Origin of the sequence: Lactobacillus melliventris (assembly GCF_042679465.1) — a bacterium.
Classification (GTDB): Bacteria; Bacillota; Bacilli; order Lactobacillales; family Lactobacillaceae; genus Lactobacillus; species Lactobacillus melliventris.
This window is the reverse complement of record NZ_JBHTMT010000003.1, coordinates 15440-27580: the sequence shown is the minus strand read 5'-3', so window position 1 is coordinate 27580 and position 12141 is coordinate 15440. Positions and strand designations below refer to the sequence as shown.

Here is a 12141-nt window from a genome sequence, read left to right as displayed (position 1 = left end):
TGAATGGCAGTAACGGTCTGAACGGCAGTAACGGTTTGAATGGCAGTAACGGTCTGAACGGCAGTAACGGTTTGAATGGCAGTAACGGTCTGAACGGCAGTAACGGTTTGAATGGCAGTAACGGTCTGAACGGCAGTAATGGTCTGAACGGCAGTAACGGTTTGAACGGCAGTAACGGTTTGAATGGCAGTAACGGTCTGAACGGCAGTAACGGTTTGAACGGTATAAATGCATCAAATAATGCCGATAACCAAGAAAGTAAATTACCACGGACAGGCAAAGAAAAGAATTCTGACATGTCTTTAATAACTTTAGGTGGCTTGATGTTAATTGGTACGCTAGGAGATGAACTTCTAAGATTTTTAAAACGAAAAAATGAGAAATAAGTTTTAATAATTTAAAATCGAAATTTAAAAAAGGGAGCTTATTAAAAAACTCCCTTTTAATTAAGATAACAGTTTTATTACTAAATTAAGGCTTTTCATAATTAAGCAAAAAGAAGATTAATACATTTTAATATTGAGTTTTTAATTATTTACCTTTTGTCAATATTTTCGTTGATCAAATTTAATACAAGATTTCATCTAAAAAATACTAGAATAATGGCTAATTTTTCTATTAGCTATAATAACATATCCCTTTGGTTGAATTTTAAGTTTTTAATGAGGAGAACAATAACTCTAAAATTATAAGTTAATCCAGCGTAATATGTTAAATATAAAATTTAGTTATTACTAGTATATACTAATTATATATAAAATAAGTTTAGTAAATTATGTTATTTGCAGAGTAAAAAGCGAAAGGAAGCTTATCCAATGGCTATAGTCCGATTAGATCATTTAGTATTAACAGTTAACAATATAAACGTAACAACTGATTTTTACCGTCATTATTTTGGTATTGAAACAATTAATTTTCAAGATGGCAGAGCTGCTTTGAAGATCGGACATCAAAAAATTAATTTGAACGAAGTAGATCATGAAACAGACCCTAAAGCAGCCTATCCAACACCTGGATCTGGTGATATCTGCCTAATTAGTGATACACCGATTGATAATTTACTGGATGAATTCGAAAAAAATAATTTACCTATTGTTTTGGGACCTGTAATTAGAACTGGAGCAGAAGGTAAGATTCGTTCAATATATGTAAGAGATCCAGACCAGAATTTGATTGAAATTTCAAATTATATTAATTAGTAATATTTAAATAGTAAAAACATATCTAACATGATTCTTAATTTAGGGATCATGTTTTTTTTTTCGTAAATTTTTTTAAAAGTTTTATCTCAATTTCGCGTATTTAATATTAGTACAAAGTAAAGGAGGGAATTGATGAGAATCAAAGACACAGTTAATAATATGATTGAAGAAGCAATAAATAAACGTGCAAGTGACATTTTTTTCTTATTGCAGAGGAATAAGTTAGCAGTTAACTTTAGAACAATTGTAGGAATCAAAAATCAAGCTCACTATCCAGTGAATGAAGGGAAAGAAATAATTAATTTTTTGAAATTTAGTGCTCAAATGGATATAGCTGAACACCGGAGACCTCAAGTGGGTGCTTTTGAATATGAGTATAAAAATGTTGTGTACTATTTAAGACTTTCCAGCATTGGAGACTTTAATGATAATGAATCTTTAGTTGTTAGGATTATTTATCAAATTGATTCTGGCAAATATTTTTTTAATAGGCAAATTGAAAAGTTAACAGACTTAACTAGAAGAAGGGGATTGATAATTACCAGTGGGCCAACTGGGTCGGGTAAAACAACTACTATGTATAATTTGGCAAAAATAGTAGGTAAAAACCAAATGGTAATGACTATTGAAGATCCTGTTGAAATTCAAGAGGCGGATTTCTTGCAAACACAGGTTAATTTAGCAGCTGATATTAGCTATGAGGGACTACTTGAAGCATCTTTGCGCCATCGACCAGACATTCTGATTATTGGAGAAATTAGAAATAAAGTTACTGCAAGATTAGCTGTAGATGCAGCTTTAAGTGGACACCTTGTCTTTGCTACGGTTCATGCCAAAAGCACTTTACAAACTATTTCTAGATTAGAAAGTTTACACGTTAGTACAGCAGATTTGTATAACTGTTTGACGGCTGTATGTTATCAACGCCTTTTACCTACAGTAGATGGTTTTGCCTGTTTGATGGATATTGATAGCGGCTCCCAATTGCAAGAAGATATTAGCCAAGAAAAAAGGGCAGATTTTGTCTCTTGGTCAGAAAATTTAAGTGAGCTCAAAGAAAGAGGAAAAATAAGTGCGCAAATATTTGAGCAATATCAACAAGGATAAATTAACGAGTAAAGAACGACTAGAATTTTTGGAATATTTACAAAATAGTTTATCTAACGGCTTTTCCCTTAATGCGAGTTTAGAAATGATGCCAGTAATATGGCCAAATCACAAAAATATTTTTATTAGATTGTGTACTGAAATTCAAGCAGGAAAGAAATTGAGTTCAGAAATGTTAAAGTTAGGTTTTTCTAAAACAATAGTAACTCAAATCGAATTATCAATGGCACAAGGAAATTTAACAGAATGCCTGACTCAAATTGCCACACTGAATCGCTTGAAAAATGATCAGCTTAAAAAACTAAAATCTGAGCTGACCTATCCCTTTGTTTTAGTTTTGATGATGATTTTCCTTTTACTATTTATGCAAACTTTTGTCGCAAATCAATTTGCTGAATCTGGTGAACATACTGGCGATTATATGTTGTTAATTTTATTATTTTCCTGCTTAGTAATAATTTATTTTATGAGTAAAGTCTTGCTTTTACTAAAAAAACAAGATTATATTTCTCTACGTAAACTGAGGCATTTTCCTATAATTGGGCCGTTAGTGCAAATATATGTGGAATATATTTTAATTTACGATGTAGGACTTTTGCTTGCGAGTGGGTTCTCTTTACAAAAAATTTGTGATTATGCTGCTATGCAGGTGGAGGGCTCATTACAACAACAAATTGGCTTGAGTGTGGGTAAGCAGTTGGCTCAGGGAATAAGTCCTGACTTAATAATCAAAAAAGAGGATTTTTTACCGAATGAATTACTTTTGTTATTACAAACCGGTTCAAAGAAAATAGATTTAAGTAAAAAATTCATGCTTCTAGGACACGCACTTTTTAATGAATTAGCACAAAGAATAGAAAAGTTAATTGTAAATATACAACCTTTTTGTTTTATTTTAATTGGATTATGCATTATTGGCTTATATTTGAAGCTATTATTACCAATGTATGCAATGATGCAAAAAATTTGAGGAATAATGATGAAGAAAAAAATACTAAATTTGATATCGAAAAAGAGTAAAGTTAAGGGATTTACTTTAATAGAAATGGTAGTTGTAGTTGCAATAATTATGATGCTTTTAGTGATTATTGCTCCGAACTTAGCAAAACAAAAAAACAATGCAAATAGAAAAACGGATGACGCCTTTAAATCAACTTTACAAACTCAAGTAACTTTATACGAAGATGATAAAGATCGTAATGGTAAAACAATCAGTTTTCAGAACATGTTTGAAGATGGTTATCTAACTAAGAAGCAACTGACAAAGTCGAAGGACTATGCTGTAAAAGATGGTATCGTTGAAAAGAATGCTAAATAAAGTTAATTTAAAAGGATTTACTCTCGTAGAAATGGTCGTTACTTTGGCCATAGCAATAATCATCACAGGAATAGGTGCAATAGAGTTAAATGCTTATAAAGAAAAATTAATTTTAGAGAATACAGTTGGAGAAATTAGGAGTGCAGTGGAACAAGCCGCTCGTGTTTCAGCAACAAGTAAACAAGCATGTGTTATTAAATATTTTCCGGATTTGAAAGAAATAGAATTTGTCGGAGATAATTACTTTAAATCATTAAAAATAAGCCAGCCAATACATGTTTATAATTTGTCTAATTTACAAATATCAACTACCGGTTCAATGGCTCCTCATACTATTACCATCAGTAACGATAAAAATACACGAAAGATAAAATTACAAATGACTTGGGGACGTGCTATAAATGATTCATAAAAAAATGTGTGGCTTTTTAGTAATGGAAAGCATGATTGGATTAATAATCGCATGTATTGGAATTACCACTGTAGAATTAATAATTGGGGAAAGTAGACTTATTGAAAGGAAAATTGAGCAAAAAACTGACCGTACTTATGCTTGGAACGTGATGAAAAAAACCAACGTTAAACAGGTAATGGTACATGACCGCCTTTATCGCTTTGTAGATAATAAAAAAATTCTCGATGTAAAAAATAATAAAAAATATGAAATTAAAAAGTAAAGGCTTTATTTTAGCTGAAGCAATGCTCTCAGTTCTTATTACCTTAATTGTAGTATTGATGTTACAAAATTTGTTAAAGACAGTGACATTAGCTAATAAAGCACACCATAAAACAGATGATGTTGTTTTTTCATATGTGCAATTAAATCGGTTTATAAATGAAGAAAAGGGTATAAAGGCTTATACCTTACCTAAAGATTCAAATTTCTCAAAAGCAGTGTTTGTAAAAACAAATAAGAAGAATGAGACAACTACCTATTATTTGACGCTATACAAAGATATGGTACGTGTGACAACACCTAAAGGAGGGCACATGCCTTTATTACTGAATGTTGAAAAAGCTGATTTTCTTACAAAAGATAGGTTGATTAAAATAAATGTAATGGAAAAAGATGGTAGAAAGTCTGAATTATACTTTAAATTTAATTCTCGTCCCAATTTGAAGAAGAAGGTAGTAAATGATAAAAAGCAAAAGTTGGAAAATAAGAGGTAACGCACTTTTAAGTAGTGTCTTAGTTTTGACTACCTGTTTGATTTTTGTTCAATTTTATTTAGAAGTTTATCAGGAAAGTATGGAAAATAATTTTTTATTGATTGAATATCTGATTAATAATTGATTTGCTTGCTCTTATAACCTTGTTTCTATTAAAATTAAAATGTTTAGGAGATAAGGGGAAGAAATTATGGATAATATAGAAAAACTTTTTAATAATTTTTTGGATTGTGTTAAGTGTTTACAAGAAGCATTGAATGTCTCTTTGGGGGATGCTCTAGTTGAAACCTTTGACAATTTAGAAAATAATCAGATAAAAGTTGAGTTGGGAGCTCCTGACAAAGAGACCGTTCAAAAATTGAGTCAAAAGTATGCTAATTTGCACTACGATCAGCTTTCACCAAAAATTAAGATACAAATCTTCACTTTGTTAGTTTTAAAAGCTGTTAATGAAGATGGGCTAGATGTTAATCAAATGCCGACTCCACCTGCTATTGCTACTGTTATCGCTATGTTTATGCTCAAACTGTTGCCAAAAGAAAAACTAATTATTGTTGATCCGGCAATTGGCACTGGCAATTTGCTATTTTCTGTAGTCAGACAACTAAAAAATTCCAACCATTCTAAAACGGATTTTGAACTTTATGGTATTGATAATGATGAAGAAATGCTAAGCTTTGCAGATATTGCAGCCCATTTGAATAAAATTGATATTGAAATGTTTTGTCAAGATGGTTTAACTCCTTGGATGTTTCCCAGCCCAGATGTTGTTGTAAGTGATTTGCCTGTAGGTTATTATCCGGTTGATGATAATGCTGCTAATTTTGCTACTAAATCTGTGAAAGGTCATTCGCTTGCTCACCTTTTATTTATAGAACAAATTATTAAGAACCTCAGGCCAGCTGGTTATGCTTTTCTACTCGTACCACAGACAATTCTTTCTGGTAAAGGAGGCAGTGACTTCATGCCTTGGCTGTCAGAAAAAGTTTTTTTACGGTCAATAATTGAATTGCCTGACAATGCTTTTCAAAACAAATTTAACCAAAGATCAATTTTAATTTTTCAAAATCATGGAAAAGATGCCAGAAATAGTGAAGTATTTCTCACAAAGTTAGACTCGTTTAAAAAGGAAGAAGACCTAATAAAGCTTAATGTTAAACTAAATGAGTGGTATACTAAAAATATTAATTGATTTGTGAAAAGTTAAAAATTCAAGTTTATGGAGGGAATTACATTTATGAAAAAAGTTTTAGCAATCAACTCAGGCAGCTCTTCTTTTAAATATAAGTTGTTTGCTTTACCAGAAGAAAAGGTTTTGGCAGAAGGAATTGCCGACAGAGTAGGCATTAATGGTTCCTCTTTCCAAATTGAACTGGCAAATGGCGAAAAACATACTGAGAAAGTTGCAATTCCAGATCAGGAAACTGCTGTTAATTTATTGCTTGCGGCTTTGAAGAAATACCATGTTGTTAATGACCTAAGCGAAATTGTTGGTGTAGGTCATAGAATAGTTGCGGGTGGCGAAGAATTTACCGATTCGGCACTAATTGACAAGGATAAGTTACAAAAAATTTATGATTTAAAAGAATATGCCCCCCTTCATAATCCTGCAGAAGGCAAAGGCATTGAAGCCTTTATGAAATTACTACCAGGTGTTCCTGAAGTAGGCGTGTTTGATACATCATTTCACCAAACTTTGGATCCTGTTCACTACATGTATTCAATTCCATATCATTATTATGAAAAATATGGCGTACGTAAATATGGAGCCCATGGTACTTCAGTTCGTTATATAGTTGGTCGTGCGGCTCAAATGCTTGGTAAAGATGCCAAGGATTTGAGACTGATTGTTTGTCATCTTGGTTCCGGAGCATCGATTACTGCAGTTAAAGGTGGCAAGTCATTTGATACATCTATGGGCTTCACTCCGTTAGCAGGCATCACTATGGGTACTCGTTCCGGTGATGTTGATCCATCTGTTTTGCAATATATCATGAATAAAGACCATATTGATATTAACGAAATGATTGATATTTTGAATGATAAATCTGGTCTATTAGGTATTTCTGAGATTTCCTCAGATATGCGTGACCTAGAGAAAAATTCTGATAAAAAAGCTGATCTTGCTAGAGCTATTTTTGTAAATCGTGTCATTCAATATATTGGTTCTTACATGGTTGAAATGAAAGGTGCAGATGCGATTATTTTCACTGCTGGAGTAGGTGAGCATGATTCTGGTATTCGTGAAAATATCATGAAATCATTTGAATTTATTGGTTTAAACCCTGATTTAGAAGCAAATAAATCAAATGGTGAGAAATTTATTACGAAGCCAGATTCAAAAATTAAAGCTTTAGTTATTCCAACTGATGAAGAATTAATGATTGAACGGGATGTCGTTCGTTTAGCTCACTTGAGTTAATGATGAAATTTATAATAAAATAGAGAAGTTGCTAAGAAAAAATTAGCGACTTTTTTTGTTTATTTTTGATATTATAGTATTCGAAAAGCAAAGCATCATCATAATGAAATATTATATTTGATTGGCAAAAAAAATTGGCTCAAAAATTTCGAGACAAACTTAATAGTGATGGCTGAGCTGGTCTGACTATCAAAATAATTTGCAAAAGTATGGTCGGCTGCGATAGAAAATAACTGTAAACCTGAAGGAAATGGTAAAGGAAAAATAAATGATTAAATTAGTTGCAATTGATGTTGATGACACACTATTAAATAGTCAGGGAAGGTTACTTCAATCTACTATTGAAGTAGTTAAGAAGGCAGTAGCGCGAAATATCAAGGTAGTACTCTGCTCTGGACGACCATTAGCTGGTGTGAAGCATTTTTTGAATGAACTAGGAATAGTTCAAGACAATCAATATGTTGTTACTTTTAATGGCGTTGTCATTGAGACGGTGACAGGTAAGACTCTTCAACAATTGGGAATTGATCAAACAACTTATGAAAAGATTGACCAATATTCTAAAGAGCATGGCGTGGCTTACAATGTTGTCGCTGAAAACAGTGCAATCATTACAAATAATTTAAATGTTAATCGAATTACTGTTGTCCAGGCATGGGAAAACAGTGCTGGTGTTCTAATCAGAAGGCCTGATGAACTACCTAAAAATGAACAAATAATTAAGGCTGTTTTTGCTGACGAAAAAGTCAAGCTTGACGAAGTTGAAGCTAATGTTGTAAAAACCTTTGGCAAAGAAAATTATGTGGTGCGAGCAGCCGATAACTTTTTAGAAATAATGCATCCAGATGTTAACAAGGGGGTGGCACTTGAATTTTTGACAAAAAAACTAGGATTTGAAACTAATGAAGTGATGGCAATTGGGGATGAACGAAACGATATACCTATGTTTAGGGTTGCAGGAACTTCAGTAGTTATGGCAAATGGCTCTTCTGAAGCGAAAAACCAAGCTAACTTTGAAACTGCATCAAATAATCAAGATGGAATTGCCTTGGCTTTTGACCAATTTGTTTTTTAGATAAAGTGCAAGGTTTCTTCTGGTATTAGGCAATTTAGCTATATTATGCTATAATTGTATTACCTAAAGCGGGGGTGTTTTGGGATTCGACAGGCGTAGATTCGCATTGACTGCGGTTCGTAGGTCACGTCTACGTAAAAACGTCACAGTTTTATAACTGCAAATAAAGAAAATTCTTACGCATTAGCTGCCTAGTTTAGGCGCATGTGTTGCTTGCTTTCGGATTACTCACGTCTGAATTCAAGTATCAACTTAGTGAGTTACGTTTAACTACCTCATCTGAATAGTTAAAAAGAGTCATTCCAGGTTAGCTAGTCCATACTAGCCCTGTTATATGGCGTTTTGGACTAGTGAAGTTCAAATAATATAACTATAATCGTAGATGTCAGTGACGGAATGCGTTTGGACAGGGGTTCAATTCCCCTCACCTCCATAAATATATTAATAAAGCCCTATGAATAAAGCGTTCATAGGGCTTTATTTTACTTTTGTATGGTAAAAAAGAATTAAACTGGAATTTTTATTTTTTTAGTAGGAATTATAAACTTCTATGTTCTTTTACTAGGCTACGATTTATTCATTAATTTTTATAGTACGACTGTTATTTTTTAATATAAAAACAATAAAAAATCCAACATCTGCCTACTATTTAACATTTAACTTAGCTTTAACAGTCATTTTTTGCAGAATTAGCTCAGTGAATATAACAAAAGAAAGTTTTTTGAATGATTATGAAACAATTAATTATGTAGCAAAAATGCTAATTAACTATATAGACAAAGGAATCAATAACGTATTATGATAAAAGAGTGGCGGAAAAAGACCAAGAAGTAAAAACGAATATCTTAATTCCTTGTGTTAGCTGACAAGTAACTAGTATAAAATAAAAGAAATGAAAAATAAGAACTATTTATTTTTCATTGAGCTTTCAAAAATGGTGATTGTATAAGCATATCTAACTACGTTTCAATTTTGTTTCGTGCTTAAAACAGATAAACTTTCACAAAACAGTTTTAAAATGAAAAGTTATTTAAGTTATCTTATTATCGACCCTACGAAATTATATAAAAGTTGTTTGATGACTAGAAAGTTGAAGAAATGGATCCACATAAAATGACATTGCAAGAGTTAGGAAAATATTTTTATGGTCGCAATGTTGAGTTTACGTTGAAAAATGGTCAAAAGAAGGAAATTTTTGTTCAGGATATATTGAATGAAGATGATGACGAACCAGAATTAACTTTTCTTGGAGGTTCTGTTGAAAATGAAATTAAAATCTCGGATATTTTGAGTGCTCGTGAAATTTAGCATTAAAAAGATCTGGAGTATCAAGCTATAGAAAATAGTGGAGGAAAAATGAGAAAGAATACAGCATGGACTATCATTTTAATTTGTTCACTTGTTGTTATTGTTCTTAGAATTCTAATAATGGCAGGGAGCAAATTATAATCGCTAAAAAGGTCGAAATTAAAAATAAGTTTGTCTATTTTGTATATATAGTATATTCAGAATATTTAAAGACTAAATCACTTTGAAATTTGCTTTATCTAATGCTTTTTTGTGCACTATAATAAAGTACACATAGTTTGAATGAGCAAAAAATAAACAATGAAAAAATTAACACAAAAGTCCAAGTTACTAATAGGTTATGCTATTTCAGGACTTGGCGATCAGTTTTATACTTTTGCAATTCCACTTTTGATGTTGTCGAGAACACATTCATCAATAATAATGGGACTGTTAACGGCAGTCGAATATTTGCCTACAGCATTATTTGGACTAACAATTGGACCAATTTTTGACATGTATTCTCGTAAAAAAATCATGCTTTTTTCTCTGATTATGCAAATGGTGCTAATTATAATTGCACCATTTTTGGTTATAAGAAACGTCTCAATATATTGGCTGCTATTGGTCATTTTCCTACTTGGCAGTTTCGACTTAATCACTTGGACAGGCTACCAGATATTTATTGCAGAATCGGTAAAAAAAGAAGAATTATCATCTGTTTCGGGCCAAGTTGGTTTAATTTCGTCTGTGCAAAAAACTTTCGGCCCAGGCATTGCAGCTGTCATTATTAATTTGATTAATTATATTGGTGGTTTTTTATTAGATGCTTTAAGTTTTGGCTATTTAACTTATGTTATTAAAGACTATGAACCTTTACAAACAGAAAATGGGGCAATGAAAAAAGAAAGTTCCTTTAACAAAAGTGCTAAAAAGGGGATTTCCTTTTTATTTGCTCATCATGACATTAAATGGCTGCTTGCAAGTTTTTTTGTAGCTAATGTTGGCTTTCAAGCAGTCGTTCCCATGTTAACGTTTTTATTAAAACAGGAAATGAAAGTTTCAGTTAACCTAGTAAGTGTTTTTTACACAGTAGCTGCAGTTGCCAGCATTATTGGCAATTTCATCTACCTGCGTATCAACAAGAATATGAAACTTGGTACACAGATGATTATGATTGGACTTCTAATAATGTGCGGCTTTATGATAATGCTAAATGTTCAGTCTTTCTTTTGGGTTACCTTTGGTTATGCAATAGTGTCCTTTGGTTGTGTTTGGTCACAAGCAAACTTTTTTACCATTATTCAAGCAGAAACACCGCCTCAATTTAAAGGAACAATAACCTCAATTTCTACATCACTTACCCGAATAATTGGGCCCATTATGTCATTAATTAGTGGTTTCTTAATTAAAGCAGAAGTTCACTCCATCTTTGTTGTAGCTTCTGTTTGCATGTTTCTTTCTGTATTTATTTCCCTAGTTACTGGTTTGAGTAAATTAGGGAAGCTAGAAAAGTTACACTAATTGCAAAAAATAGTGCAAAACTTATTTTTTAGGTAAGGAATGGTCTAAAATATTATAAATAGCTGGATTCTTATAAATTGCTACAACATCATATTTTAATTTAGGTAAGTTTGGTAAGAAAGTAACATATTTAGCATAAATTGTTGGTAATGGCAGTTCATCTGGATAGATAGCTATACCATAATCTAAAACAACATTCGATAATGCAGCGTCGAAACTGTCTAAATAAATAATTTGTTCATAACAAATGTTCTTTTTGGCCAAAATTTTTTTAATTTTTGTTTGTACGTCATTTTTATCTGTGGCAGTCCATTTTTGCAAGAAAAGGGGCTGCTTTTTTATAACATTCTTTTTAATCCTGCCTTCTTGACTAACAGCCACTTTGTTCAGTAAGATCCCAAAATTAGCGGTACCAATTTTCTTGACGTGAATATTTTTGATTTTACTTACTGCCGTTGAGAAACCGATTAGCACGTCATAGTCCTCTGCATCAAGTTTCGGTATGCTAGTAGCAAAATTTTCGGTATCTAATTGTAATTGTAAACCCGAATTGTTTTGTATAAGTAATCGCGCTAAGCTAACGGCCCAATAATCAAAACCATGTAAATAATGTATTCTCAACGTTTGAAATGAATCATTTAACTGACCAATTTTTTCATTAAATTCATAATATTTCTTAAGTACCGGTACTGCACAGTGATACAGATTAATGCCCGCTAAAGTAACTTTAAAATGGGAAGTTGAACGATCAATCAGTTGCACGCCTAAATCTTCCTCTAAATTTTTTATTGCGTTACTAATGGCAGTTTGAGAAACAAAATTTCTCTTAGCAGCCGGAGTAAATCCTTGAGTTTCTACAACATCTATAAAATATTTATATGCTAATAGGCTATATTTCATCACATTTTGTCCTTTTACTTATAACTTTATCTAATAAGTTATCATCATTATATGTTAGCGCTTACTAAAAAGCGAGGGTAAAATTGAATTGTAACGACAGTTACCTTTACTAAATTAGTTTTGTAACTAAAAAGGA

At 32.0% G+C, this 12141-nt stretch carries 14 protein-coding genes and 1 other RNA gene; 14 read left to right on the top strand and 1 reads right to left on the bottom strand.

Annotated features, from left to right (window positions below; all coding sequences use genetic code 11):
* From ACFQ32_RS04100 to ACFQ32_RS04035, 14 genes are all read left to right on the top strand, one after another.
* Positions 1-386 (top strand): hypothetical protein (locus tag ACFQ32_RS04100; RefSeq protein WP_379907032.1); only part of this gene is annotated, 386 nt, incomplete at its 5' end.
* A 429-nt stretch (positions 387-815) separates the two neighbouring features.
* On the top strand, positions 816-1199 hold the full coding sequence (locus ACFQ32_RS04095; RefSeq protein ID WP_046324666.1) for a VOC family protein: 384 nt from the start codon (positions 816-818) through the stop codon (positions 1197-1199).
* Between the two features lie 135 nt (positions 1200-1334).
* Complete coding sequence (comGA, locus tag ACFQ32_RS04090) at positions 1335-2309, top strand: competence type IV pilus ATPase ComGA (RefSeq protein ID WP_046324667.1); 975 nt, start codon at positions 1335-1337, stop codon at positions 2307-2309.
* Positions 2275-3279 carry a type II secretion system F family protein gene (locus tag ACFQ32_RS04085; protein WP_046324668.1) on the top strand — a complete coding sequence of 335 codons (1005 nt, stop codon included), beginning with the start codon at positions 2275-2277 and terminating at the stop codon, positions 3277-3279. Before comGA ends, ACFQ32_RS04085 begins: the two co-directional genes overlap by 35 nt.
* A gap of 9 nt (positions 3280-3288) precedes the next feature.
* Complete coding sequence (gene comGC / locus ACFQ32_RS04080) at positions 3289-3627, top strand: competence type IV pilus major pilin ComGC (RefSeq protein ID WP_046324669.1); 339 nt, start codon at positions 3289-3291, stop codon at positions 3625-3627.
* The gene (locus ACFQ32_RS04075) at positions 3617-4039 is read left to right on the top strand and encodes a prepilin-type N-terminal cleavage/methylation domain-containing protein (protein WP_046325193.1); all 423 of its coding nucleotides are present in this window, start codon (positions 3617-3619) and stop codon (positions 4037-4039) included. Before comGC ends, ACFQ32_RS04075 begins: the two co-directional genes overlap by 11 nt.
* Complete coding sequence (locus ACFQ32_RS04070; RefSeq protein WP_052724639.1) at positions 4029-4304, top strand: hypothetical protein; 276 nt, start codon at positions 4029-4031, stop codon at positions 4302-4304. Before ACFQ32_RS04075 ends, ACFQ32_RS04070 begins: the two co-directional genes overlap by 11 nt.
* Positions 4288-4797, top strand: a complete 510-nt coding sequence (locus ACFQ32_RS04065) for a ComGF family competence protein (protein ID WP_052724640.1) — start codon at positions 4288-4290, stop codon at positions 4795-4797. The genes ACFQ32_RS04070 and ACFQ32_RS04065 overlap by 17 nt, the downstream gene beginning before the upstream one ends.
* Before the next feature lie 190 nt (positions 4798-4987).
* A complete protein-coding gene (locus ACFQ32_RS04060) occupies positions 4988-5989 on the top strand; it encodes a class I SAM-dependent methyltransferase (protein ID WP_046324670.1) in 1002 nt (333 codons plus the stop codon).
* 45 nt (positions 5990-6034) lie between these two features.
* Entirely contained in the window at positions 6035-7219 is a 1185-nt protein-coding gene (locus ACFQ32_RS04055) for an acetate/propionate family kinase (protein ID WP_046324671.1), read from the top strand.
* Between the two features lie 268 nt (positions 7220-7487).
* Positions 7488-8294 carry a Cof-type HAD-IIB family hydrolase gene (locus ACFQ32_RS04050; RefSeq protein ID WP_046324672.1) on the top strand — a complete coding sequence of 269 codons (807 nt, stop codon included), beginning with the start codon at positions 7488-7490 and terminating at the stop codon, positions 8292-8294.
* A gap of 70 nt (positions 8295-8364) precedes the next feature.
* Positions 8365-8730: a transfer-messenger RNA gene (ssrA, locus tag ACFQ32_RS04045) on the top strand.
* A gap of 662 nt (positions 8731-9392) precedes the next feature.
* Entirely contained in the window at positions 9393-9602 is a 210-nt protein-coding gene (locus ACFQ32_RS04040; RefSeq protein WP_046324673.1) for a hypothetical protein, read from the top strand.
* Positions 9603-9902: 300 nt separating this feature from the next.
* A complete protein-coding gene (locus ACFQ32_RS04035; RefSeq protein WP_084619533.1) occupies positions 9903-11105 on the top strand; it encodes an MFS transporter in 1203 nt (400 codons plus the stop codon).
* A 21-nt stretch (positions 11106-11126) separates the two neighbouring features.
* Here the strand turns inward: ACFQ32_RS04035 and ACFQ32_RS04030 are convergent, their stop codons facing one another.
* Positions 11127-12005 (bottom strand): LysR family transcriptional regulator, encoded by an 879-nt coding sequence (locus ACFQ32_RS04030; protein WP_046324674.1) that lies wholly within the window; start codon positions 12003-12005, stop codon positions 11127-11129.
* Positions 12006-12141 lie beyond the last annotated feature (136 nt).